Source organism: Leifsonia sp. RCC_180 (assembly GCF_058138205.1).
Window position 1 is genome coordinate 331,881 of sequence record NZ_CP200340.1, and the last position, 23,741, is coordinate 355,621.

General features: G+C 69.6%; 20 protein-coding genes. 8 read left to right on the forward strand and 12 right to left on the reverse strand.

The features are described from left to right. Positions 1 to 14: 14 nt before the first annotated feature. Genes AB7E03_RS01700 through AB7E03_RS01720 form a run of 5 tightly spaced genes read right to left on the reverse strand, consistent with a single transcriptional unit; the run spans position 15 to position 6,334 of the window. A complete protein-coding gene (locus tag AB7E03_RS01700) occupies positions 15 to 923 on the reverse strand; it encodes a carbohydrate ABC transporter permease (RefSeq protein ID WP_489938726.1) in 909 nt (302 codons plus the stop codon). Continuing rightward, positions 920 to 1,897, reverse strand: a complete 978-nt coding sequence (locus tag AB7E03_RS01705) for a carbohydrate ABC transporter permease (RefSeq protein WP_489938728.1) — start codon at positions 1,895 to 1,897, stop codon at positions 920 to 922. The genes AB7E03_RS01700 and AB7E03_RS01705 overlap by 4 nt, the downstream gene beginning before the upstream one ends. Before the next feature lie 2 nt (positions 1,898 to 1,899). Beyond that, on the reverse strand, positions 1,900 to 3,204 hold the full coding sequence (locus tag AB7E03_RS01710; protein ID WP_489938730.1) for an ABC transporter substrate-binding protein: 1,305 nt from the start codon (positions 3,202 to 3,204) through the stop codon (positions 1,900 to 1,902). Between the two features lie 32 nt (positions 3,205 to 3,236). After that, on the reverse strand, positions 3,237 to 4,259 hold the full coding sequence (locus tag AB7E03_RS01715) for a LacI family DNA-binding transcriptional regulator (RefSeq protein WP_489938732.1): 1,023 nt from the start codon (positions 4,257 to 4,259) through the stop codon (positions 3,237 to 3,239). Further along, a complete protein-coding gene (locus AB7E03_RS01720) occupies positions 4,256 to 6,334 on the reverse strand; it encodes a hypothetical protein (RefSeq protein WP_489938734.1) in 2,079 nt (692 codons plus the stop codon). The genes AB7E03_RS01715 and AB7E03_RS01720 overlap by 4 nt, the downstream gene beginning before the upstream one ends. A 184-nt stretch (positions 6,335 to 6,518) precedes the next feature. Here AB7E03_RS01720 and AB7E03_RS01725 point away from each other — a divergent pair, with 184 nt between their 5' ends. Further along, positions 6,519 to 7,640: a baeRF11 domain-containing protein gene (locus tag AB7E03_RS01725; RefSeq protein WP_489938736.1), complete on the forward strand. Its 1,122-nt coding sequence runs from the start codon at positions 6,519 to 6,521 to the stop codon at positions 7,638 to 7,640. Positions 7,641 to 7,770: 130 nt separating this feature from the next. Further along, complete coding sequence (locus tag AB7E03_RS01730) at positions 7,771 to 8,274, forward strand: hypothetical protein (RefSeq protein ID WP_489938738.1); 504 nt, start codon at positions 7,771 to 7,773, stop codon at positions 8,272 to 8,274. Between the two features lie 270 nt (positions 8,275 to 8,544). On the opposite strand, the gene AB7E03_RS01735 is transcribed toward AB7E03_RS01730, so the two are convergent. The 3 genes from AB7E03_RS01735 to AB7E03_RS01745 are packed head-to-tail and all read right to left on the reverse strand — an operon-like array spanning position 8,545 to position 11,119. Then, complete coding sequence (locus AB7E03_RS01735; RefSeq protein WP_489938740.1) at positions 8,545 to 9,048, reverse strand: DUF2017 domain-containing protein; 504 nt, start codon at positions 9,046 to 9,048, stop codon at positions 8,545 to 8,547. After that, positions 9,045 to 9,335: an ATP-dependent Clp protease adapter ClpS gene (clpS, locus tag AB7E03_RS01740; protein WP_489938742.1), complete on the reverse strand. Its 291-nt coding sequence runs from the start codon at positions 9,333 to 9,335 to the stop codon at positions 9,045 to 9,047. Before clpS ends, AB7E03_RS01735 begins: the two co-directional genes overlap by 4 nt. Beyond that, positions 9,332 to 11,119 carry a glycoside hydrolase family 15 protein gene (locus AB7E03_RS01745; protein WP_489938744.1) on the reverse strand — a complete coding sequence of 596 codons (1,788 nt, stop codon included), beginning with the start codon at positions 11,117 to 11,119 and terminating at the stop codon, positions 9,332 to 9,334. Before AB7E03_RS01745 ends, clpS begins: the two co-directional genes overlap by 4 nt. A gap of 29 nt (positions 11,120 to 11,148) precedes the next feature. On the opposite strand from AB7E03_RS01745, the gene AB7E03_RS01750 reads away from it, so the two are divergent. Then, positions 11,149 to 12,525, forward strand: a complete 1,377-nt coding sequence (locus AB7E03_RS01750; protein ID WP_489938746.1) for a glucose-6-phosphate dehydrogenase — start codon at positions 11,149 to 11,151, stop codon at positions 12,523 to 12,525. Between the two features lie 27 nt (positions 12,526 to 12,552). Here AB7E03_RS01750 and AB7E03_RS01755 read toward each other — a convergent pair whose 3' ends face one another. Together AB7E03_RS01755 and AB7E03_RS01760 are read right to left on the reverse strand one after the other, a co-directional pair. Continuing rightward, positions 12,553 to 12,996, reverse strand: a complete 444-nt coding sequence (locus tag AB7E03_RS01755) for a hypothetical protein (protein WP_489938748.1) — start codon at positions 12,994 to 12,996, stop codon at positions 12,553 to 12,555. 151 nt (positions 12,997 to 13,147) lie between these two features. Continuing rightward, a complete protein-coding gene (locus tag AB7E03_RS01760) occupies positions 13,148 to 13,366 on the reverse strand; it encodes a hypothetical protein (protein ID WP_489938750.1) in 219 nt (72 codons plus the stop codon). A 62-nt stretch (positions 13,367 to 13,428) separates the two neighbouring features. Here AB7E03_RS01760 and AB7E03_RS01765 point away from each other — a divergent pair, with 62 nt between their 5' ends. Continuing rightward, on the forward strand, positions 13,429 to 14,583 hold the full coding sequence (locus AB7E03_RS01765) for an SLC13 family permease (RefSeq protein WP_489938752.1): 1,155 nt from the start codon (positions 13,429 to 13,431) through the stop codon (positions 14,581 to 14,583). A gap of 60 nt (positions 14,584 to 14,643) precedes the next feature. Here AB7E03_RS01765 and AB7E03_RS01770 read toward each other — a convergent pair whose 3' ends face one another. Together AB7E03_RS01770 and AB7E03_RS01775 are read right to left on the reverse strand one after the other, a co-directional pair. After that, positions 14,644 to 16,524 (reverse strand): YhgE/Pip domain-containing protein, encoded by a 1,881-nt coding sequence (locus AB7E03_RS01770; RefSeq protein WP_489938754.1) that lies wholly within the window; start codon positions 16,522 to 16,524, stop codon positions 14,644 to 14,646. After that, positions 16,521 to 19,457, reverse strand: coding sequence for an MMPL family transporter (locus AB7E03_RS01775; protein ID WP_489938756.1), 2,937 nt, complete (start codon positions 19,455 to 19,457; stop codon positions 16,521 to 16,523). The genes AB7E03_RS01770 and AB7E03_RS01775 overlap by 4 nt, the downstream gene beginning before the upstream one ends. 119 nt (positions 19,458 to 19,576) lie before the next feature. On the opposite strand from AB7E03_RS01775, the gene AB7E03_RS01780 reads away from it, so the two are divergent. From AB7E03_RS01780 to otsB, 4 genes are all read left to right on the forward strand, one after another. Next, positions 19,577 to 20,263 (forward strand): TetR/AcrR family transcriptional regulator, encoded by a 687-nt coding sequence (locus AB7E03_RS01780; RefSeq protein ID WP_489938758.1) that lies wholly within the window; start codon positions 19,577 to 19,579, stop codon positions 20,261 to 20,263. 43 nt (positions 20,264 to 20,306) lie between these two features. Beyond that, positions 20,307 to 21,212 carry an SGNH/GDSL hydrolase family protein gene (locus AB7E03_RS01785; RefSeq protein ID WP_489938760.1) on the forward strand — a complete coding sequence of 302 codons (906 nt, stop codon included), beginning with the start codon at positions 20,307 to 20,309 and terminating at the stop codon, positions 21,210 to 21,212. Between the two features lie 191 nt (positions 21,213 to 21,403). Further along, complete coding sequence (gene otsA / locus AB7E03_RS01790; protein ID WP_489938762.1) at positions 21,404 to 22,876, forward strand: alpha,alpha-trehalose-phosphate synthase (UDP-forming); 1,473 nt, start codon at positions 21,404 to 21,406, stop codon at positions 22,874 to 22,876. Positions 22,877 to 22,904: 28 nt separating this feature from the next. Continuing rightward, the gene (gene otsB, locus AB7E03_RS01795; protein WP_489938764.1) at positions 22,905 to 23,729 is read left to right on the forward strand and encodes a trehalose-phosphatase; all 825 of its coding nucleotides are present in this window, start codon (positions 22,905 to 22,907) and stop codon (positions 23,727 to 23,729) included. Positions 23,730 to 23,741 lie beyond the last annotated feature (12 nt).

A 23,741-nucleotide genomic window follows, 5' to 3' on the forward strand; every position in this document is an offset into this window, starting at 1 on the left:
CCTTACGTATCGGCTCAGCCCTTGACGGACGAGCCCAGGTCGGTCGAAGTGAAGTAGCGCTGGAACAGGATGAACAGCACCACGACGGGCGCCGCCAGCACGACGGCCCCCGAGAGGATCGCGCCGTACGGGTTCGCGGTCGAGCCCGCGACGGTCGAGATGTAGTTCGCCAGTGAGACCGCGAGTGGCTGCAGGCTCGCCTCCTTGGTGATCAGGAACGGCCAGAGGAACTCGTTCCACGGGCCGATGAAGGTCAGCAGAAGCACCGTCACCAGCGCCGGGCGCACCAGGGGCAGTGCGACCCGCCAGAGCAGGCGGAACTCGCCGGCGCCATCCACCCGCGCTGCGTCGAACAGCTCGCGCGGCAACTGCAGGAAGTACTGCCGGAAGATGAGCACCGCGGCCGAATTGATCGCGAACGGCAGGATCATCCCGAGGTAGTTGTCGGCGAGCCCGTAGTTGCGTGCGATCAGCACGTAGAGCGGGATCATCAGCAGCTGGAACGGGATGGTCTGCACCAGCAGCGCCAGCGCGAAGGTGACCCCGCGGCCGCGCCACTGCAGCACCGCGAGCGAGTAGCCGGCGAGCACACCGAACACCGCCGTGCACAGCAGGACGCCGCCGGTGAAGATCCCCGAGTTCACCAGGCCCGTGACCAGGTTGATGCGGGAGTTGATCTCGGCGTAGTTGTTCAGCGTCAGGTTTGCCGGGTTCGGGAACGCGCCGGCGACGGAGGTGTCCGGCGACGACTGCAGCGACCCGATCACCATGTAGTAGAACGGGAAGAGGAAGGCGAACGCGCCGATCGTCAGCACGATGCCCTGCAGGATCATCTGCTTGCGGCTGAGCCGCCGTGGCGTCCCCAGGTCCCTCCGCCGCGTCTTCGGCGCTGTCGCCGCCGGCATGGGCGTCCGTGTGGTCATGACTGGTCCCTCCCTCCGACGAAGCGGTTCTGAAGCCAGCCGATGATGAGCACCCCGATGACGAGCACCACTCCGATCGCGGAGGCGTAGCCCGGGTGGCCCTGCTGGATGCCCTGCTGGTAGATGAGCAGGACCGGCGACGCCGAGCGTCCCTCCGGTCCGCCTCCACCGGTCAGCAGGTACGGCTCGGTGAACAGATTGGCGCCGGTGATGGTGGCAAGCAGCAGGACGAGCACGGTCGCCGGGCGCACCCCCGGAACGGTGACCGAGAAGAACTGCCGGATCTTGCCCGCGCCGTCGGTCGCCGCCGACTCGTACAGCTCGGTCGGCACGTTCTGCAGCGCTGCCAGGTAGAGCAGGATGTAGAAGCCGAGGCCCTTCCAGGTCACGTAGATCGCGATGGAGGGCATGGCGAGGGTCGGGCTCGACAGCCAGCTGGGGCTCGGCGCGAGTGGCCCGAGGATCTGGTTGACGAGTCCGCTCTGCCCGAACAGGAACAGCCACACCGCGATGGTCGCCACACTCGCCGTCACATACGGCACGTAGTAGCTGACGCGCAGGAACGTGCGGAACCGCACGATGCTGTTGAGCCCGGAGGCGAGCAGCAGCGCGAGTACCACCGTGAGCGGCACGTTGATGATCAGGAAGATGCCGACGTTGACGAACGACTGCTGCACCTGGGGGTCGGTGAACGCCTGGATGTAGTTGTCGAATCCGACGAACGGCCGGTCGACGTTCGCCCCCGGCGCTGCGAAGAAGTAGTCGAAGAACGACATGTAGACCGCGAAGCACAGCGGGAAGGCGAAGATCCCCAGGACGAAGACCAGGTAGGGCGCGCTGAACAGCCAGCCCAGGGGGTTGGTGCCCAGGATGCGCTGCACCAGCGGGCGCCGATGCCGACGGTCCGGCCCGGCGGTGGGCGTGCGGCCCGCCGCCGGGCCCGCGGCTGCTGAGCCGCGAACGGAGGTGGTCATGGCTACTTCTGGGCCTGCAGCTTGTCGATCTTCTGCGCGGCCGCCTTGAAGGCGTCCTCCACCGACCCGTTGCCGTTCACGACCGCCTTCGTGTACGCGTCACGCAGCGCCTGCATCTGGGCGATCGTGTTGGTGCCGGTGGGGTCGTCCACGGTGTGGGCGCTCTGCGCTCCGAACTCCTTGTACGCGGGGTGCGAATCGAAGTACGAAGCGAACGTCGTGGCGACGTCCTTGCGGATAGGCATCTGGCCGCTCACGTCGAGCAGCTTGCCGTCCTGGTCCTTGCTGGTCGCGAACTTCAGCACATCCCACGCCGTGCCCTGGTTCTTGCACGAGGTGTACATTCCGATGTTCTTGGCGTCGGGGAAGGTATAGGTCTCGTCGGCCGACTTTCCGTCCTTCGTCGGGACGGGGACGGAGCCCCACTGCACCTTGTCGCCGTAGAACGCGATGGCCCACGGTCCGACGATCGCCATCGCGGCCTTGCCCTCGGCGAACGCGTCGCCCTGGAACTGCTCCTTGCCGGCGAGTCCGTCGCTGTAGACGGACTTCCAGAAGTTCGCGACGTCGAGCGCATCCTGGCTCGTGATGCTCGCCTTGCCGTCCTCGATGAAGGTCTTCCCGCCGGTCTGGGCGGCCAGTAGCGGGAGGTAGTCGAAGTTCACCTGGAAGAACTCGCTGGTCGGCGCCGGGTAGATCGCGTACGGTGCAGCGCCGGACGACTTGATCTTCTGCGCGGCCGCCAGGAACTTGTCATACGTCGACAGGTCCGGCTTCTCCGGGTCGAGGCCCGCCTTCTGGAAGATGGCTTTGTTGTAGAAGATCATGACCGGGTTCTGCTTCCACGGCATCTGGTAGTAGTCGCCGTCGGCCGACTTGTATTGGGCCGCCGCGTCACCGCTGCGCGCCTCGATGTACTTGGCGCCGTCCGAGAACTTCGACAGGTCGACGAGGCCGCCCTGCTTCTGCCATTGGCCGGTCGCAGCGGGGAGGTTGTTGAACACCAGGCAGGGCGTGGTGCCGGCGGTGATCGCGGCGCCGATGACCTCCTCGGTGCTCTTGCCGGCAGGCACCTCCTGGGCCTTGATCTTCTCCTTGGGGTGCGCGGAGTTCCAGGCCGAGACCATGGCCTTGCCCCACTGCACCTCCTGGGCGTTGTTCGAGTACCAGATGGTGATCGGTCCGTGCGCCTTCATGGCGTCGCTGCCGCCGCCGCTGGAGCCACAGGCGGCCAGGGTGCCGCCGATGAGACCGGCGGTGAGGAGCGAGACGGCGATCCGACGCCGTCGTGGGGTGTTCCATCTCATGGTGTGTGCCTTTCGGGGTGTGCGGGGTTCGTTCAGCGGGATGCCGGCGGTGCGGTGGATGCGCGCACCACCAGCCGGGCGGGGGGCAGGGCGACGTCGTCCGCTTCGCCGTGGTCCGCCAGCCGAAGCAGTGCAGTGGCGGCGGCGATGCCCCAACCGGCCGGGTCGTTGTCGAGGGTGGTGAGGGAGGGGTAGACGAACGACCCGATGTGGGAGCCGTCCAGCCCGGTGACCGAGAGCTCGCCCGGCAGGTCGAGTCCTCGTTCGTGTGCGACGCCCATCCCCGCGATGGCCATCGGGTCGTTGCCGTAGACGATCGCGGTCGGGCGGTCTTCGGTCTCGAGCAGGGCCTTGGTGGCCTCGGCGCCCTGTTCGGGAGAGAAGTCGGTGGTGACGACGACGGGGGAGAGGCCGGCGGCCAGCGCCGCGCTCTCGAACCGCTCGCGCCTGCGGAGGCCGTGCAGCATCCGCTCGTCACCCGAGACGTGGGCGATGCGGCGGTGGCCGAGACCCACGAGATGCGCGACGAGCTCGTCGATTCCGGAGTCGTAGTCGCGCGTGATGACCGGGAAGGGGCTGCCGCCGAGCGGTTCACCGAGCGACACCGCGTACGAGCCGAGCCGGGCGACAAGCGGGATGCGCTCGTCTTCGGCCAGCAGGTCGGTGAGCAGGAACCCGTCGACGCGCTTGTCCGCGACCAGGCGCTCGTACGCGCGCTCTTCCGTCTCCCGGTCGGGCACCACGGTGAGCACGAGGACGTGCCCGCGCTCCGAGAGGACGGTCTCGACACCGGCGATGAACGCGGCGAAGAACGGGTCGACCTCGATGGTCCGTGGTTCGCGCCGCAGCACCAGCCCGAGGGCGTACGCCCGGCGGGTGGTCAAACCACGCGCGCCCGGGTGCGGGGTCCAGCCGAGGTCGCGGGCGGTCTGCAGGATGCGCTCCCTCGTCCCGCTCGCCACCCCCGGCCGCGCGTTGAGAGTGAGCGACACGAGCGACTTGCTGACGCCCGCCGCGCGGGCGACGTCGTTGATCGTCACGCTCTCCGGACTCATCGGGGGCTCACCGTCGTGAACCCTCCCGGCTGCACCCAGACGATGCCGTGGGCGCCGACGGTCTGCGTGCGCCCGACCTGTCGTCCGGCCGAGTCGTACCGCGTCACGGTCACGGGTCCGCTCGCGTCGAGCTTCTGCGGCACGGGGACCTTCGTCCCGTTGACGTAGACGTCGAGGGAGGAGGTGCCGGCAAGGCCGAGATGGGACACGATCGGCTGCACGAGCACCGCATCCAGTCGCGCCGTTCCGGAGACGCGCGCGGTCACCGAGGTCGCCTGCGCGGGCACCGGCACGGGGAGCGTCTGCGGCAGCAGGAAGACCGGGCTGGGCGCGATGCCCTGCTCGCCGGGGCGCACGTTGTCGGTGCGGCCGAGCGGGAGGGCGAGGCGGCCGACAGGAGCGGTCCAACTGGTTGTCCCCGAGCCGCCGGGGCCGAGGTCCGCGATCGGCAGGATGCGCGCCGCCGGGTGGCCCGCCGGCAGCGCGATGGTCACGGTCGACCCGTCGCCCGCCTGCAGGTAGGCGCCGCCCGACCAGTTCGCGGAACCGGTCCATGCAGATGGTGGGGTCACGACGGTCACCGGGCCCGCGGTGGTGCCGCTCTCGGCCTCGGCGACGGTCAGCCCGACCGTCGCGGTCGTGCGGGTCAGGGAGGTGGCGGTGCGGGCGATGGCGGGATGCGCATCCAGAGCCAGCATGCTCAGCTGGGTGTGGATGACGGACTCGGCCCCGCAGTTGTGGTTGACGGTGCCGTCGCCGGCGATCCCATCGACGCAGACACCGGTGGCCGGGTCGTATGCCGGGGCGCCGGCGCGGTTCGCCCCGAAGTACCAGGCGGCTTGAGCGCCCGCGAGGGCGGCGAGACCTGTGGCCCCGGTCGCGTCGGAGGCGGCGATCAGCCCCTCCAGCCGGGAGTCGACGCCGTAGGCGATCTGCGTGCGGTCGGCCGGCGTCGGCGTCCAGCCGTTGTCCGGTCCGCCGGTCGCGAGCAGCTGGGCGGTGAACTGGGCGAGATCGGTGGATGCGGCCCGCTGAAGGGAGGCGTCGCCGAGCACGGTCGCGGCGGAAGTGAGAGCCGCCGGCTGCATCCCGGCCCAGGCGTGCCAGAAGGTGGGGGAGTTGGCCTCGGGCAGCAGCGCGCCGAACGGCCACTGTCCGATGCCTCCGCTCTGCAGTTTCGCGATGCCCTCCGCGTAGTGCGCAAGAGCGGTGCGGGCGACGGTGTCCGCCGGTTGTGCGGCGACGTACGCGCTGAGGCCCAGGACTGCCTCCGCAGTCGCACCGGCGCTGCCGACGATCAGCCACCCGGGGACGGTGACCCCGTTCGCGACCTGGGTCTGCGGGTACTGGGCGAGCGACTGGCGGCCGAGTGCCGTGAGCGCGAGGTGCATCCGGTCGGCGAGGAAGGCGGCGAAGGCAGGGTCGGCGGAACGGAAGCCCGCATATCCTTCACCGAGCGCCCAGACTGTGCGCGCCAGCCAGAACGACTCGGCGGAGTCGGACGGGTCGGGCAGCTCTTTCGGGATGGCGGACGGGTTCAGTGTTCCGTCGTGCTGCTGCCAGAGGACGACATTGCCCGCGTTCGGGCCGTCGGCCGTCTGCAGGTACGTCAGCGAGCGGAGCAGTTCGTATGCGCTGCTGCGGCTCGTCGCGGTGCCGTTCTGCTTCCAGTCGCGCAGGTAGACCACCGCGGCTCGGGAGATGTCGTCGGCGTCGTAGGCGCCCTGGGCGTACCAGCCGCGGGCGGGATCCGTGATCGGGCCGCCGCCGACGCGGTGGAAGCTGCCGTCGGCCTGCCGGTCCGCATACACCCAGGGGGCGCGGGCGACGGGTTCCTCAGCGGCACGGTAGGTGGTGTGCCCGGCGACGCCCGCGAGGAGCGGGACATCGTCGAGCAGGAAGTCGAGATGCGCGAGGTTCGTCAGCTTCGGCTGCGACGCCTCGGCGGCGGCCCCGGCCGGCGCTTCTGCGGTGCCAGCTGCCTGCGCGGGAAGGCCGGTCGCCGTCAGGGCGAGCAGAGCGCCGAGGCCTAGAGCGAGCACGGCCCGCGGCATCGTCAGTTGTCGGTTGCGCATCGTTGCGACCCCTCATGGATGGGGCGGCCCCCAGGCTTCGAGGCCGTCATCTAAACCGGTTTAAGGGACGGTAGGCCCGGTCTCCGAGAAAGTCAACGTCGGTCTTGTGAAGCCACCCGTACGCGACCAGACTGGCCGCACCGCGACCGACGACGCCGCACCGATGGGGCAGGGAGGAACTTCCGTGGAGTACAAGGACATACCCACCAAAGCCGACGTCGAACGGATCGCCGCGATGCGACAGCCCGGTTGCGTGAGCATCTACCTCCCGACCGGGACCACCCCCGCCGAGGCCGACAAGGCCCGGATCGAGCTGAAGAATCACCTCGCCAGCGCTGTGCGCGCGCTCGAGAAGCTCGGGGTGCCGCGGGACCGCATCCAGAGGGTGCAGGCCGAGGGGGAGCGCATCCTCGAGGATCGCGACTTCTGGAGGTACCAGTCCCGTTCGCTCGCGGTCTTCCTCGACGGGGAGCTCGCAGAGACCTTCCGCCTTCCGAACCGGCTGACGACCGCGTGCGAGATCGCCGACCGGTTCTACGTGAAGCCGCTGCTGCGCGCGCTGACCTTCCCGCAGTCGGCGCTGATCCTGGCGCTCGCGGGCAACTCGGTGCGCCTCCTGCACGTGACGCCCGACCGCCCGCCGGAGCGCATCGACGTGCCCGGCATGCCGCGCGATGTCGCCGCGGCCGTGGGACTCGCCTCCGTGAGCGGCCGGACGGCGGACGGACGCATCCAGGGATCGGAGGGCCAGAAGGTACGGATGCTGGAGTACGCCCAGGCGATCGACCGTGCGCTCCGCCCGATGCTGCCCAACTCGACCGAGCCGCTCATCCTCGCGGCGGCCGAGCCCTTGGCGAGTATCTTCCGGGGCGCCGGTGAGCGTCCGAGGCTCGTCGCCGAGACCATCCCCGGCAATCCCGAGGACAAGACGGATGAGGAGCTCGCCACTGCGGCGAGGGGCGTGCTCGACCGGCTGTACGCGCACAAGGTCGGGGAGCTGCGGGAAGCGTATGAGGCCCGCATCGCGGCCGGCACCGCCATCGTCGACCTCAGCGACATCGCCCGCGCGGCGACCTTCGGCGCCGTCGAGTCGCTCGTGATCGACATCGACCGGCGCGTCCCCGGCACCGTCGATGACGAGACCGGCGCCATCGCCTTCGGCGACGACGAAGAGTCCGGGTCCTACGGCGTGGTCGACGAGATCCTGCGGCGAGCACTGCTCGCGAAGGCACGGGTGTACGCGCTGCGGGCGGAGGACGTGCCCGGCGGGGGAGCGGCGGCCGCGGCCGTGCGCTATCCCGTCTGACGGCGGTGGGGGCCTCGGCGATACCGTGCGGCGAGCGGGACTAGGAGCGACTCGATCAACTCGGCAGGTCGGGGCCCTCCGGGTCTGCGAGGTAGAGGGCCACGTAGATCCCTACCCCTATCTTTGAGCCATGACGGAGTCCGGAATTGTCGCGCTCGTTGCGACGGCGACCACCCTAGTAGTAGCCATCGCAGGCTTGGTGACCAACCTCTTGCAGAGCCGAGGAGCCGCGAACAGGGAGCAAAGGCGGCAAAGATACGAGGAACTTGTTTCGGCTTATGGCGAGGCCGGTAGATCTCTCGTGGAAGTACAGCGCGCGATTCGAGCAGGAGCAATCGCGATGAAGGGTGCGTCGGGGGACGTGCAGGCGGCAGACGTCCTACGAGCTTTCGAGAAGGCTGATGCATCCCGGCTCATGCACGGGTTCCAGATGCTGAAGTTGTATGGCGCTCCGCCTGCCGTACTTCGGGCACACGCGAAGTTCGATGAAGGATTGGACCACATCGTGAAGCAGGGGAACGGCTGGGTAACGACGAAGGAAGGCCTCGCCTATGTCGATGGCCTCGGCCGAGAAGTAGCCAACTTCTACGAGCAAGCGGGGAGGCACGCGCGCTCCGTTCTAGCCGGGCGCTAAGTAAGGGCGGCCTCGGCAGGCTCTCGCGAGTCTCCTGAGAACGTCGCGGGATCAGGCGGCGAGACGGAGACGGCCCGCTTGTCGTCGAGGATCAGGCTCACCTCGGTCCGAACCGCTTCGTTGTCCCAATCGGGATTGAACATGTTCAGCGGCTGCCAGAGAGAGATCGCGCCGTGGGCCGGGTTCTGACGACTCGGTTCGGGACGCAATGACCCCACGAGCCCGGGTTGCAGGGGGCATCGCTTCAGCGTGGGACCGCGCGGGACGCGCTCAGCGCCGCCGCTGCAGCGCCAGCACCAGCAGCTCCTGCACGCCGGCGAGCCAGTCGTAGACGGCGCGCTGCATCGCGGACTCCTCGTCGTGGATGTCGCCCTCGTCGCCGTCCTCGCGGATGCCCAGCCGCGCGGCGAGCACCAAGCGCACGTCCGTGATGGTGCGGAGCCACGCGCTGGCCTGCGCCTCGTCCAGGACGACCTTCACCCTGCCGTCCGCAGGCTGAGCGAGCGACTCCATGACGACCTCTGCGTTGCGTTCCTTGCGGTCGGCGAGCCCCGCAGCCGTGAACCGGCGGAACTCGGCGGACGCCTCCGGGTCGTCCGGGTACGCATCCGGCAGCAGCCGGCCGAGGGCGGGGTCGGCGAGCTGGTTCTCCGGGTGGGCCGCCGCCCGAGCGAGCTCCACAGCCTCCTCGGTGAGCGAGCGCAGCAACTGCGCCTCCTCCGGCGCGAAGGACGCCGTGACCCGACCGTCCCGGCGCCGGCGGAACGGCGTCATGCGTCCGCCTTCGTCAGCGTCGCCCACAGGCCGTACTCGTGCATCGCCTCCACGTGCCGCTCCATCTCCTCGCGTGTGCCCGTGGCGACCACCGCACGACCCTCCGTGTGCACCAGCATCATCCGGCGCTTCGCCTCCGCCCGCGGGAAGCCGAAGTAGGTCTGGAACACGTAGGTGACGTAGCTCATCAGGTTCACCGGGTCGTTCCACACGATCGTCACCCACGGGGAGCCGAGCTCCAGCAGCTCGTCGGTGCCCGTCTGCTCCAGGGTTCCTGCGTCGGTCACGACGACGGCCACAGCGGGATGCCCGCGATCGCGTCCGCGGCGCGCACCAGCGTCAGGTGGGTGAGCGCCTGCGGGGTGTTGCCCGCGTGCGACCGGCCTTCGACGTCGTATTCCTCGGAGAGCATACCGACGTCGTTCGCCAGCGCGACCAGCCGGTCCATGAGCCGGACCGCGTCCTCCTTCCGGCCGGACGTGGCGTACTGCTCGACCAGCCAGAACGAGCAAGCGAGGAACGGGTGCTCGCCCGGCGGCAGCCCATCCACCCCGGACTCGGTGCGATAGCGCAGCAGCAGGCCGTCCCGCAGGAGGTCCTCCTCCAGTGCACGCACTGTGCCGAGCATCCGCGGGTCGTCGGCGCTGACGTAGCCGACCTGGGCCAGCTGCAGCAGGGACGCATCCACCTCGGTGGTGCCGTAGTGCTGCACGTAGGTGCCGCGGTGCGGGTCCCAGCCATTCGCCTCGATGTCGGCGCGGATGGCGTCCCGCTCCCGCTTCCAGCGCTCGACCGGACCGTCGAGGCCGTACTGCTCGACGCCCCGGATGGCGCAGTCGAAGGCGGCCCAGACCAGCGCACGCGAGTGCGTGAACTGCTGCGGATGGTCGCGGATCTCCCAGATGCCGTGGTCGGGCTCGCGCCAGTGCGCTTCCAGGTAGCCCATCAGCGCGCGCTGCAGTGCCCAGGAGAACCGCGTCTCCGTGTTCCCGGCGCGGCGGCCGTGGTCGAGCCCCAGCATGACCGCGCCGATCACGTCGGCCTGGAACTGGTTCGAGGCGTCGTTGCCCACCCGCACGGGATGCGCGCCCTGGTAGCCGGGGAGGCTGTCGATGGTCCGCTCGCCCAGGTACCGCTCGCCGGCGAGCCCGTACATGATCTGCACATCGCCGGGGTCGCCCGCGATCGCGCGCAGCAGCCAGTCGCGCCAGTGGTCCACGTAGTCGTTGTAGCCGTGCGAGAGGAGCACGCCGATCGTCAGCGACGCATCCCGCAGCCACACATAGCGGTAGTCCCAGTTGCGTTCGCCGCCGAACGCCTCCGGCAGCGAGGTGGTGGCCGCCGCGACGATGCCGCCGGTCTCGAGGTGCGAGAGCGCGCGCAGGATCAGCAGCGAACGGACCACTTCGCTGCGGTACGGCCCTTCGTGCGCGCATCCCTTCGCCCACCCGGTCCACCACTCGCGGGTGTGCTGCAGGGCGGTGTCGACGTCGAGGGCGACGGGTGCGTCGCGGTGCGAAGGGAACCACGTCATCGTGAGGTCGACGATCTCGCCGGCGCGCACCGTGAACTCGCCCTGGTGGGCGTGATTCGCGGGGTGCAGCTGCGAGCCGCGCACCACGATGGCATCGGGGCCGGCAACGGCGATCAGGGAATGCGGGCGGTCCGTCTTATCCTGCCGCACCCACGGCATCGCGTCCGCGTAGCCGAACCGGATGCGGAGATCCTGGCGCATGTGCACCCGGCCGCTGACGCCGCGAACGCGCCGGATGATATCGGCGCGGTGGTCGCCCATCGGCATCGCATCCACCACCTCGACCTCGCCCTCGGCGGTGCGCCACCGGGTGACGACGATCATGGTGTCCTCCTCGTAGTGACGGGTGCTCGTCGCAGACGCATCGGTCGGCGCGACCAGCCAGCGCCCGTGGTCCTCGGTGCCGAGTAGGGCGCCGAACGTGGACCGCGAGTCGTACCGGGGGAGGCACAGCCAGTCGATGCTGCCGTCTTTGCCGACGAGCGCCCCGGTGAAGCAGTCACTGATCAGGGCGTAATCCTCGATGGGGAGCGACATATTCCCAGTATGGACGTACTGTGATCGGCATGACGCAGTCCGTGGACACTCTTGTGATTCTCGGAGCATCCGGCGACCTCACGTCACGGCTCCTCCTCCCCGCTATCGGACAGTTGCTCACCGGCCAGCCGGACCGGGCGTTCACGCTGATCGGCTCGAGCAGCGACGACCTCGACGACGACGCCTGGCGTTCGCTCGTGAAGAAGTCGTTCGCGACGGTCGATGCGAAGGGGAAGGCGGTCGACCGGCTGCTGAAGGAGACCCGCTACATCAAAGGGGATGCCACCAGCGCCGACGACTTGATGAAGCTCCTCGCGGAGGCGAAGGGCGTGCCCGCGCTGTACTTCGCCCTCCCACCCGCCGTCACCGCGAAGGCGTGCGACGCCCTCGGCACCTTCGACCTGCCCGAGGGGCTCACACTCGCGCTGGAGAAGCCGTTCGGCACCGACCGTGAGAGCGCGATTCGACTCAACGAGCAGCTGGCCCGGCTGGTGCCGGAGGACCAGATCCACCGGGTAGACCACTTCCTCGGGCGCTCCAGCGTGCTCAACATCTTGGGCGTGCGCTTCGCCAACAGCATCCTGGAGCCGATCTGGGACGGGCTGCACATCGAACGCGTCGACGTGATCTACGACGAGACGTTGGCGCTGGAGGGACGCGCCCGGTACTACGACACCGCAGGCGCGCTGATGGACATGATCCAGAGCCACCTCCTGCAGGTGCTGGCCGTGCTCGCGATGGAGCCGCCCTCGACCCTCGGTGCGGAGGACCTCCGCGACGCCAAGGAGCTCGTGCTGCGCGCAACGCGGGTCTGGAACGACGACCCGGTCACAGCGAGCCGGCGGGCGCGCTACGCGGCAGGCGAGATCGACGGCAAGAAGCTGCCGGCGTACGCCGACGAGTCCGGGGTGGACCGTTCGCGCGAGACGGAGACGCTGACCGAGGTGACCTTCCAGATCGACACCTGGCGCTGGAAGGGCGTGCCGTTCACACTGCGCTCGGGCAAGGCGCTCGGCGGAAGACGGCGGGAGATGGTCATCACGTTCGCGCCGGCCCAGCACATCCCGACGGGGCTGACGGGAACGATGGAGCCGGCGAAGCTGCGGCTCATGTTCGCTCCGGACCGGATGTCGTTCGAGATCAACATCAATGGGTCGGACGACCCGTACGAGCTGGAGCGCGCATCACTCCAGGCCGACTTCGGGCCCGGCGCGTTGCTGGCCTACGGCGAGGTGCTGGAGGGCATCCTCGACGGGGACCCGACGCTGTCGGTGCGTGCGGACACGGCGGTCGAGTGCTGGCGGATCGTCGAGCCCGTGTTGAAGGCGTGGCACGACGGACGCGTGCCGCTCGAGGAGTACCCGGCGGGGTCGGAAGGGCCCGAGGACTGGAAGGAGCTCGGCTGAGGCCGAGCCGGGCTTCTCTGTCGGCTTCTAGGCCGCGGAGCGGACGGAGACGAGCGGGAACTCGCCGGTCACGGGTTTCCGCAGGTCGGTCCACTGGGTGATCGGCGCGGGTTCCCAGCTGAAGGCGGCGGGCTGAGCCTCGGCGACGGGGACGTCCGCCACGGCGGCGGGAGTCTCGACGGCGGCCTCTGCCGGAGTAGCGATGACCTCGGCTGCCTCGGCCGGCGCGGGTGCATCCGCGACCGAGGGGGCCAGGTGCTGCGGCTCGGAGAGCGCTTCGCCCGCTTCGAGCCGTCGGCGCGCTTCGGCGAGGGCGGCGGCGATGCCGACCGAGACCGACTGGGCGAGGATGGAGTGGAAGATGGTGTCGGTGTCGTCGTGCGCACGGCGGATGACCGTCCACTCGCCGTTCACGCCGATCAACTCGGCAACCTTGGTGTGCACGAGTTCGAGGATCTGAGCGTCCGTCAACTGAGGGACTGGAGCCACCGGAACTACGGCGGCGTGCCGCCTACGACCAAACATCGCGCAACCCCTTCCAGGTTCACCTGAATACAAGTGTCATGGACGGAAGCCGCGCGAACCCGCCGGACACGCCGGGAGTTTTGCGGAAATCAGCGGGTCAACGGCTCTTTCGTGCACCAAGGGGGTTGGATTCGCGCTCGGACGCCTCCCGCGACTCCTGGATCACCGCTCCGACGGCCAGGGCGAGCGAGATAGCGGCGTTGATCCACATCAGGGGGACGCGCCAGTCACGGACGCCCTTCTTGGACGACTGGACCGTTGTCCACAGACCGAACGCCGCGCTGATGACCGCGCCGTTGAAGAGGTACTTGCGCATCCTGTTCCTTTCGATGTCGACCCGTAGCGTACGCTTCCTAGGTCCGGACCGGGAGGAGGAGGATGCGCACCGCGATCGTCGGCGCCGTGCTCCTCGCACTCGGTGGGGTTGCCGTCGCGACCGGGTTGCTGCCCGTTCCCGAAGCCGTCGAGCTGTGGGATCGCGTGTGGCCCATCCTGCTGTTCGTCGTGGCCATCACCGTGGTGACCGAGTTCGCCGCCGAGGCGGGCGTGTTCACCGCGCTTGCCCAGCAGACGGCTCGCTGGGGGCGTGGCCGTGCCTGGGCGCTCTGGCTGCTCGTCGTGGTCGTCGCAGCACTCAGCACGATCTTCCTGTCGCTCGATACGACCGCCGTGCTGCTCACTCCCGTGGTCATCGTGATGGCGCGCCACGCCGGGCTGAACCCGCTTCCCTTCGCATTGACGACGGTCTGGATGGCGAACGCCGGCTCGCTGCTGCTTCCCGTCTCCAACCTCACCAACCTGCTGGCCCAGCACGCGATGGGTGACCCGACCCCCGCCGCCTTCGCGTCGCTCATGCTGGCTCCCGCTCTTGTGGCGATGGCGGTCCCGATGGTCGTGGTGTTCCTCATCGCGCGGCGATCGCTGCTGGTCCGGTACGCCACGGGCGAGGAGGACGGCATCGAGGACCCGGTGCTGTTCTGGATTTCGGCCGTGGTCCTCGTGGTTCTCATCCCGTTGCTCGTCTCCGGCCTGCCGGTGTGGCTGCCGACCAGTGTCGCAGCCGTACTGCTCGCGGTGGTGTTCCTCGTCCGCAAGCGTGGCGTCGTGCGCTTCGGGCTGGTGCCCTGGCAGCTGGTGCTGCTCGCGTCCGGCTTGTTCCTGTTCATCGAGGCGCTGCACGCGCAAGGCCTCGGGACGCTGATGGCGACCGTCTCCGGGATGGGGGAGTCGCCGCTCGCCCTCCTGCGGCTGTCCCTCACGGGGTTGGTCGGCGCGAACGCGATCGACAACCTCCCGGCATATCTGGCGCTGGAGCCTGCGGCCGACAGCCCCGCGCGTCTGGCCGCGCTGCTGATCGGCGTGAACGCGGGACCGTTGATCACGCCGTGGGCGTCGCTCGCGACCCTGCTCTGGCACCAGCGGCTGACGTCGTTCGACGTGGAGATCCGCTGGAGCCGCTACGTGTTGCTCGGCCTGATCGTCGCGCCTGTGACGGTCATTCTGGCGACGCTGGCGCTGGCCTTCACCGTCTAGGTGACGCAACACGCCGTCGCGCGGGTGCGCTGGACGGCGTGTCGCGTCAACTGGATGGGCTTATTCGGCGGGGAGGAGGCGCGCGGCGTTGACCACGCGGCGACGGGCCACGGCGATGAGGGCCAGGGCGAAGCCGAACGCCGCCCACAGGAGCAGGCCGCCAAGGCCGCGCCACGCGTCCGCCGAGCCGTCGATCGCGCCCTGCAGCGCCGTGATGGCCGACGACGTCGGCAGCCACGGCAGGGCCGCGTCGAAGAAGCCGGGCGCGGTGGACACGATTCCCGAGGCGAGTGTCACGACGACGACGAGCATCGACAGGAACCGCCCGACCCCGCCGAGGAGGGCGACCAGGCCGTGGTTGACGGCGGCGAACGCGATCCCGACCGCCGCGGCCAGCCCGGCGAAGCCGAACCAGTGGCCGACGTCAAGCGAGAGCGCCGGCGCCATGATCCCGGCGACCAGCACGCCCTGCACGACCCCGAGCGCCGCTGCGGGCAGGAACCCGTCGAGGGCGATCCGGCTGGCTGCGCGGGAGGTCAGCAGCGCGCGCCGCGACAGCGCCTGCAGCACGAGGAAGGTCGCCAGCGCCCCGAGCCACAGCGCCACCGCGGCGAACAGCGGGATGCTGGAGGTGCCGAACGCAGTGTTGCCGGAGGTCTTCTGCCCGACCGGCTGTGCCGCCACGTCGGCGAGGCTGGTCCGTTCGCCCTTGTCGTAGCTGGGCAGCTGCTTCACCGCCGTGTGGAGGCCAGCGGCGAGGGATGCGGCACCGGACGCCGACTGGTCGGCACCGGTGGCGAGGGCCGGGATGCCGGCGCTCAGCTGCTGCACACCGGTGGCGAACTGCTGCGCGCCGTCCGCCGACTGGGAGGCGCCGGAGGCGAGCTGCGAGGCTCCCGACGCCGACTGCGTGACGCCGCCGGTGTACTGCCCGAGCTGCGAGGAGAAGGTCTGGGTTCCGGAGGCGAGGCCCGCCCCGTACGCCTGTGCCGTGTTGAGGTCGGTCAGCTGGGCTTTGAGTTGCTCGCAGAGCGCACCGAGCTTCGGGTCGACGATCGGAGGAGCGCAGTTCTGCGCAACCGCCGTGTTGATCCCCGTGGTCGCCCTGCTGAGAGTGGTGGATGCGGTGCCCGCGGTATCCGCCAGCTGCTGGGCGCCGCTCTGCACCTGCGCTCCGCTCGACGCCAGAGTGTTCAGGCCGTCCGACAGCTGCGACGTGCCGTCGGAGAGCTGCGAAATCCCGCCCGCCAGCGACGACGCTCCGGTCGAGAGCTGCGCTGCGCCGTCGGCCAGCTGATGCGTCCCGCTCGCCAGCTGCGTCAGTCCTCCGGCGAGCTGGTCGGCTCCCGTCGCCGCCTTGCCGAGCTGCTCTCCGAGCGTGTTGAACCCGACGTACACGTTGGCGATGTAGGTCGAGGTGAGCTGCTTGTTCAGCACCGCGGTCGCGGTGGTGGTGACGGCCTGGCTGATCGCAGGGTCGACGAGCTTCGACTGCTGGCTGGTGCGCACGTCGATGGTCGCCTGGGTGGCGTCGGCCGCGGCGCCGGCGGTCGAGGTGGCCGCCTTCGAGAAGTTCTCCGGCACGGTGACCACGGCGACGTACTCGCCGCTCGCGATGCCCTTGTCGGCATCCTTCTTGTCGGTCAGCACCCAGTCGAAGTTGTCGTTCTTGGTGTCGAGGAGGCCGGCCGCGAGCTGCCGGCCGAGCGGAACGGTCTGGCCGTTCACCTTCACCGGCTGGTCGAGGTTGACTACGGCCGCCTTGACGTCGCCGAGGCGCTCGGTCGGATTCCAGAGCGCCCAGACGAGCAGCCCGCCGATGACGATGGGCACCAGCAGGATGCCGGCGATGGTCAGCCAGGTGACGCGCTTGTCCGAGCGCATCCGCTCCAGCGAGAACAGCGAACCCGGGCGGCGTAGGGGAGAGGTGGGGGTGGTCATCGGGCGTCAGCCTTCTCGAGGTGGGCGCCGTGCTCGGCGCGGTCGGGGTCGGTGAGGTCGGTGTCCGCGGCGTCCGCCCCAGGTGCGCCCGGACGACGCGCCGGTCGCGTTGCGGCATCCAGGTCGACGGCCGTCGGCTCGGCGCTGTCGGGCAGGAGATCGTCGAGTCCGGCCGGGTCGACGCAGGAGACCACGAGCGCGAAGGGACGCTCCTCGACCCGGGCTCGGCTCAGCGCCGCGGTGAGCTCGGCGCGGATGCGGCGACGCTCGACCGGGTCGGTGACGGAGTCGACGGCGTCGAGCGCCAGCAGCTGCGGACGGCCGGCGAGGGCCAGCCGGATGTCGCCGACGGGCGTCTCGGACGCCTCCATCCGGACGAGTGAGGTGCGCGCGCGCACCGCCGAACCGCGGGTCGGCAGGACGAAGCCCGCCACCTTGACCGTTCCGGTGTCGACCGGAGTGTGCCCGGTCACCGCCATGAGGAGCGCGAGCGCGGCGGTGCGGTCGTCGCCGTGCACCACGAGCACCTCGCCGTCTGAAAGCCGGAACGACACGTCCCCGACCAGGCGCTTCTTCCGCGTGCTGACGCCGAGCCCGTCCGCCGCGGCCACCAGGCCGGTCGTGCCCTCGGGCCAGTGGGCGAGCTCCAGCTCCTTCTGCAGGCCGTCGCCCTCCACATCGAAGGAGGGTAGGATGCGGTCGAGCCAGCGCGGCATCCACCAGGCCTTGTCTCCCAGCAGCTGCAGCACCGCCGGCACCAGCGTCATCCGCACGATGAACGCGTCGACGAACACACCGACGGCGAGGCCCAACGCGATCGGCTTGATCGAGGCGTCGCCTTCCGGCACGAATGCGGCGAACACGGAGATCATGATGATCGCGGCCGCGGTGACGACCTTCGCCGAGCTGACGAATCCGCTCTGGATGGCGCGGCGCGCCTCGCCGCCGTGCACGTAGTCCTCGCGGATGCGGCTGACCAGGAAGACCTCGTAGTCCATCGCCAGGCCGAAGAGCACGCCCATCAGGATGATCGGCATGAACGAGATGATCGGCCCGGTCTTGTCGACGTGGAGGGCGTCGGCGAACCATCCCCACTCGAACACGGCCGTGACCGCCCCGAACGCGACGCCCACCGAGAGCAGGTAGCCGAGTGCCGCCTTGATCGGCACCGCGATGGAGCGGAACACCATCGTCAGAAGGATCAGCGAGAGGCCGACGACGAGCACGCCGAACGGCAGCAGCGCTCCGCCCAGTCGCGAGGAGACGTCGATCTGCGCCGCCGTGTTTCCGGTCACCTTGAGGTCGACCCCGTACTCGTCGAGGAAGTGCTGGTGCTTCGACCGGATCTCCGAGACGAGGTCCGCCGTCTTCGCGTCGTCGGGACCGGTGGTCGGGACGACCTGCACGATGCCGGTGTCGGCGGTCGCGTTCGGGGTGGCGAGCGGGACGGAGGCGACACCGGGGAGATCGGCGATCTCATCCCCGATCTTCGTCATGAGCCCGACCGGATCGGTGCTGGAGATGATGGAGCCGGTCACGATCAGCGGGCCGTTGTAGCCCGGACCGAAGTGCTCGGAGACCAGGTCGTAGGCGACGCGTGCGGACGAGCTCTCGGGCTGCGAGCCGGCGTCGGGAAGGGCCAGCCGCAGCTGGAGCGCGGGGAGGGCGGCGATGCCGAGCGCGACGATCACGGCCACGACGGTCACGATCGGGAAGCGGGTGACCGCGCGGACCCAGCCGCGGAAGAATCCGGGCGGGATGTCGGCTTTTGCCGCGTGCGCGAAGGACGGCGCTGTCGCGTCAGCGGGTGCGGGTGCGGGTGTCGGTGCGGGTGTCGGCGCCGGCGCGACGGCCGCTCCCTCCGCCGTCTCCGCCGACTGCCGCTTGGCCTCCCGTGCGGCTTTACGGCGCCCAGGCGTCAGCCGCGCCCCGGCGAAGCCGAGCATCGCGGGGGTCAGCGTCAGCGCGACCAGCACCGCGACCGCCACGGCCACGGACGCCGCCAGGCCCATCGTCGTCAGGAACGGGATGTTCGCCACAGCGAGCCCCGCGAGGGCGATGATCACCGTGATGCCGGCGAAGAGCACGGCGGAGCCCGCCGTCGCAACCGAACGGGCGGTCGACTCCTCCGGCGGAACACCGGCCTTCAGCTGTGCCTGATGCCGGGAGATGATGAACAGCGAGTAGTCGATCCCCACCGCGAGCCCGAGCATGAGCGCGAGCATCGGTGTGGTGGAGGAGATCGACCCGAACAGCGTCGCGATGAAGATCAGGCACATCGACAGGGCGACGCCCAGGATGGCCGTGAGGAGCGGCATCCCGGCCGCGAGGAACGAGCCGAAGGTCAGGATCAGGACGACCAGCGCGACGCCGACGCCTATCAGTTCGATGACGGAGAGCGTCGGGAGATTCTGCGAGAAGAGCTGCCCGCCCACGGCGGACTTCGATCCGTCGGGGAGATCCTTCGCCAGCTCGGCCCCGGCCGCCTTGACGGCATCCTTCGTCTCGGCGGTCACGGTGGTCATCTGACCCTTCAGCTGCACAGTGATGATCGCGGCCGAGCGGTCGTCGGAGATCAGGTTCTTCACCTGCGCCGAATAGGGGGAGCTGGCGCTGGAGACGCCGTCGATGTCCTTGATGGATTCGACCGCATCCTCGACCGGCTGCTTGATGTCGGCGTCGTCGACCGTCTGACCCTCCGGAGCGACGACGACGATCTGCGCCGTGGTGCCGCTGACTTGCGGGAATGTGCGGCTCAGCGTGTCGAGAGCCTCTTGCGACTCGGTGCCCGGAATGCTGAAGCTGTTATCTGTGCCCTGGTTGAACAGGAGCGCGCCGCCGCCGAGGAGGGCGAGGAGTGCGATCCAGATGATGACGACTAGACGGCGGGCGCGGTAGGCCCACCGGCCGACCGAATACAGAAGCGAGGACACGCGTTCTCCAGTGGGTGAGTACCGAAAGTGATCAAGGGTGTTCGATACACCGTTGTATCCATACATGACCGTATCCGATACACTTCTGTATCGTAAGTTGGATTCAGGAAGGTTTCAGCTTGGACAGCACGACTCTCAGTGACGACGCCGCGGCAGAGGTCCGCGAGGATGCGCCCACCGAGTCGGCGAGGCGGCAGCGCACCCGCGCGCGCCTGCTCGACGCGGCCTTCGACGTCTTCGCCGAGCACGGTGTCCGTGCCGCGAGCGTCGAGCTGATCGCGGAGGCCGCGGGGTTCACCCGGGGCGCCTTCTACTCCAACTTCTCCAGCAAGGAGGAGCTGTTCTTCGCGCTCATGGACCGCGAGAAGACCATCCGGCTGGAGCAGCTGAACACCGGCGTCGCCCAGTTCCTCACCCCGCTCGTGGGCGACGGGAACGCCGGCCTCGGCGACCAGGATGTGCTGCAGACGATCACGCGCATCCTCGAACTGCAGTCCGACGACCGGCGCTGGTGGCTGGTGCAGGCCGAGTTCCAGCTCATGGCGCTCCGCGACCACTCCATCGCGGCCGACTACCTGCGCTACCAGGACGAGTTCTTCGCCGACCTGACGGAGATCGTCGTCGCGGCCCTCGACAGCGCGGGGCGGCGCTTCACCATCGATGCGGAGGAAGCGGTCCGGGTCATCGCCGAGCTGTGCGGGAGCGGGGAGGCCCGCGCGGTGTTGGCCGGAGACGAGCGCACCTTCACCGAGCGGCTCTCCGAGTCGGTGCCGACCATCCTGCTGGCGCTGACCGAGCGGGTCTGACCGTTTGAGCGTTCGCCAAGCGTCGGCCACTACTGTTTGAGGGATGCGACCCGAAGCATCCCGCAACCCACGCGCGCCGCGCGTGCCCCGAGCGTTCCGCGCCGCCGCGCTGCTCGCGTCGGCTGCGGTCGTGGCACTCCTGACGGCGTGTTCTGCGTCGCCCGGAGGCGCGGAGACGCCGCGCGCCGCGGCGACGGCCGCGCCGACGCCCACAGCCGCCCCCGACCCCTTCCCGAAGGAGCCGTTGACAGCATCCACCCGCTATGTCGCCGTCGGCGACTCGTTCGCGGCCGGGATGGGCGGAGGCGACGAGCAGGGGAAGTGCCGGCTGAGTCCCGCCGCGTACCCGCCGGTGTTCGCCCGTAAGGCCGGCATCGACCTGGTGGTCAACGCCGCGTGCGCCGGCGCCACCACATCCGACCTCCTCAAGCACCAGCTGCTCGCGCTCGACGACCGGACCGATCTCGTCACGGTCAGCATCGGGGGCAACGACCTGGGCGTCGCGGCGATCGCCGGCGACTGCGCGGCGGGCAAGGCGGCCGCCTGCCGGAACGAGGTCACGGCTGCGCTTTCCCTGCTCAACGTACTGCCCGACCGCCTGGACACCGTCTACAGCGCCATCGCGCAGGCGGCGCCGAACGCCCGCATCGTCGTCACCGGCTACACGCTGCTCTACGACTCGTCGGATCCGAACGCTCCCGATTTCGGAACCGCCGCCGCACTCAACGCCGCGACACTCGGGCTGAACGAGGTGATCCGCCAAGCGGTCGACGAGCAGCGGGCCGACGGCAAGCCGATGGAGTACCTCCCCGTCGACTTCGCCGGGCACGCGATCGGCGACCGGAAGCCCTGGCTGAACACCACCGGTCCGGACGTCTTCCACCCGACCGCCGCGGGCTACGCCGAGTACGCGAGCAGACTCATCCAGCTGCTCGGGAAGGCGCAGTAGCCCCGCGCGGAACCCGGGTTCGCCCCGGGCGGGGTTGGAGGACGCTGGTACCCTGGCTGGTGTCCACCGCGACCCCCTGAGGGAGTTGACCCACCATCACCGCGAAGCCTGACTCGACGACGACGAACGCGACGAACGCGACGAACGCGACCACCACCGACAGCGACGACGACACGTACGACCTGGTCATCGTGTCCAACCGGCTGCCCGTGGACCGGGTGCTCGACGACGACGGGAACGCCGACTGGCGGCCCTCACCGGGCGGCCTCGTCGCGGCGCTTGAGCCGATGATGCGGTCGCAGGACGGCATCTGGGTCGGCTGGGCCGGCGTCTCGGATGAAGAGGTCGACCCGTTCGAGGCCGGCGGGATCAACATCCTGCCCGTGCCCCTCTCCGAGCAGGAGCTGCAGGAGTACTACGAGGGTTTCTCCAACGACACCCTCTGGCCGCTCTATCACGACGTCATCGCGCAGCCGAGCTACCACCGCGAGTGGTGGGAGACCTACGTGAAGGTGAACCGGCGGTTCGCGCAGGCTGCCGCGTCCGCCTCGGCGCCCGGCGCGGTCGTCTGGGTGCACGACTACCAGCTGCAGCTGGTCCCGGCGATGCTGCGCGAGCTGCGGCCCGACCTCGTGATCGGGTTCTTCAACCACATCCCGTTCCCGCCGTACGGCATCTACTCGCAGCTGCCCTGGCGGCGGCAGATCATCGACGGACTGCTCGGCGCCGACGTCATCGGCTTCCAGCGGGTCGCCGACGCCGGCAACTTCTCCCGCGCCGTCCGCCGCCTGAAGGGTTTCGAGACCCGCGGGCCGATCATCGAGGTGCCGATCGACACCGACGATCCGGAGGCCGGATCGCACCGTCACGTCACAACAGACCGCCGCGGGGGCCTCGTGCGCACCGTGCTCGCCCGGGCGTTCCCGATCTCGATCGACGCGGAGCAGTACCAGGAGCTCGCCCGCCGTCCCGAGATCCAGGCGCGCGCCCAGGAGATCCGTGAAGAGCTCGGCAACCCCGAGAAGATCATGCTCGGCGTCGACCGGCTCGACTACACGAAGGGGATCGGCCACCGCCTCGCCGCGTTCGGCGAACTCCTCGCCGAGGACCGGGTGAAGGCGGAGGACGTCACCCTGGTCCAGGTCGCCAGCCCCAGCCGGGAGCGGGTCGAGACGTACCGCCAGCTCCGGGATGAGATCGAACTAACCGTCGGCCGCATCAACGGCGACTACTCGACGCTCGGCCACACCGCCATCGCGTACCTCCACCACGGCTACCCCCGTGAGGAGATGGTGGCGCTGTACCTCGCGGCCGACGTGATGCTGGTGACCGCGCTGCGCGACGGCATGAACCTGGTCGCGAAGGAGTATGTCGCGACCCGGGTTGATGAGGACGGCGTGCTCGTGCTCAGCGAGTTCGCAGGGGCCTCGGACGAGCTCCGCCAGGCCCTGCTGATCAACCCGCACGACATCGAGGGCCTCAAGGATGCCGTGATGCAGGCGCTCGCGATGCCCAAACGCGACCGCACCCGCCGGATGCGCGCCCTGCGCAAGAAGGTGCTCACCAACGACGTTGCGCGCTGGTCCGCCTCCTTCCTGGACGCGCTCACCCGTAGCGCCCACGGCGACCACCCGTTGCAGGACCCGCCCGTCAACCGGCGCTGATTTCCCTTTTCACTGTTCTGAAAGACATATGACTCACACCGCTTCGCACCTGCCGCCCGCCTCCGCCGTCGCCCTCGCCTCCGCCCTGCAGAGGCTCGCCACCGCCGACCGGCTGCTCCTCGCCCTCGACTTCGACGGGACGCTCGCGCCCTTCGTCGACGTCCCACGGGGCGCCCGGGCACTGCCCGAGTCGAAGGCGGCGCTCGACCGCCTGGAGCACCTGCCGAACACCTGGGTGGCGTACGTGTCCGGCCGCCCGCTGTCGAGCCTGGAACTCGTGACCGAGGCCGACGAGGATGCGCTGCTGATCGGCTCGCACGGCGTCGAGATCCGCTTCGGCCGCGACGGCGTCTCCCTCGACCTGACGGAGGAGGAGCAGGACACGCTGCGCCGGCTCGGCGACGCGCTGCAGGGGCTCGTGGACAGCATCCCGGAGACCAAGCTCGAGACGAAGCCGGTCGGATTCGGCGTGCACTACCGGCGCGTGGCGGGGGAGCGCGGTGCGGAGGTCGTCGCCCGTGCGCGCGAAGCGGCTGCCGCCGTGAGCCCCGAGCTGACGATCCGCGACGGCAAGGACATCATCGAGTTCTCAGTGCGCGGGGCGAACAAGGGCGACGGCGTCGAGCGGTTGCGCGAGTACACGAAGGCGACTGCCGTTTTGTTCGCCGGCGACGACGTCACGGACGAGGACGGCTTCACCGTGCTGCGCCCGTCGCAGGGCGACGTCGGCATCAAGGTCGGCGCGGGGGAGACCGCGGCGCAGTACCGCGTCGCGGACGAGCGCGCCATCGCGACGCTGCTCGGACTGCTCGCGCAGGCGCGCGAGGCGCACCTGAAGTCGTCCACAGCCTGACGCGGGGGCCCG

Coding starts and splice junctions, on each gene's coding strand:
- AB7E03_RS01710 (WP_489938730.1), bottom strand. CDS start 3,204: ATGAGATGGAACACCCCACGACGGCGTCGGATCGCCGTCTCGCTCCTC.
- AB7E03_RS01785 (WP_489938760.1), top strand. CDS start 20,307: ATGCGACCCGAAGCATCCCGCAACCCACGCGCGCCGCGCGTGCCCCGA.
- AB7E03_RS01745 (WP_489938744.1), bottom strand. CDS start 11,119: ATGTCGCTCCCCATCGAGGATTACGCCCTGATCAGTGACTGCTTCACC.
- AB7E03_RS01700 (WP_489938726.1), bottom strand. CDS start 923: ATGACCACACGGACGCCCATGCCGGCGGCGACAGCGCCGAAGACGCGG.
- AB7E03_RS01720 (WP_489938734.1), bottom strand. CDS start 6,334: ATGCGCAACCGACAACTGACGATGCCGCGGGCCGTGCTCGCTCTAGGC.
- AB7E03_RS01770 (WP_489938754.1), bottom strand. CDS start 16,524: ATGACCACCCCCACCTCTCCCCTACGCCGCCCGGGTTCGCTGTTCTCG.
- AB7E03_RS01750 (WP_489938746.1), top strand. CDS start 11,149: ATGACGCAGTCCGTGGACACTCTTGTGATTCTCGGAGCATCCGGCGAC.
- AB7E03_RS01735 (WP_489938740.1), bottom strand. CDS start 9,048: ATGACGCCGTTCCGCCGGCGCCGGGACGGTCGGGTCACGGCGTCCTTC.
- AB7E03_RS01730 (WP_489938738.1), top strand. CDS start 7,771: ATGACGGAGTCCGGAATTGTCGCGCTCGTTGCGACGGCGACCACCCTA.
- otsB (WP_489938764.1), top strand. CDS start 22,905: ATGACTCACACCGCTTCGCACCTGCCGCCCGCCTCCGCCGTCGCCCTC.
- AB7E03_RS01715 (WP_489938732.1), bottom strand. CDS start 4,259: ATGAGTCCGGAGAGCGTGACGATCAACGACGTCGCCCGCGCGGCGGGC.
- AB7E03_RS01765 (WP_489938752.1), top strand. CDS start 13,429: ATGCGCACCGCGATCGTCGGCGCCGTGCTCCTCGCACTCGGTGGGGTT.
- AB7E03_RS01760 (WP_489938750.1), bottom strand. CDS start 13,366: ATGCGCAAGTACCTCTTCAACGGCGCGGTCATCAGCGCGGCGTTCGGT.
- AB7E03_RS01705 (WP_489938728.1), bottom strand. CDS start 1,897: ATGACCACCTCCGTTCGCGGCTCAGCAGCCGCGGGCCCGGCGGCGGGC.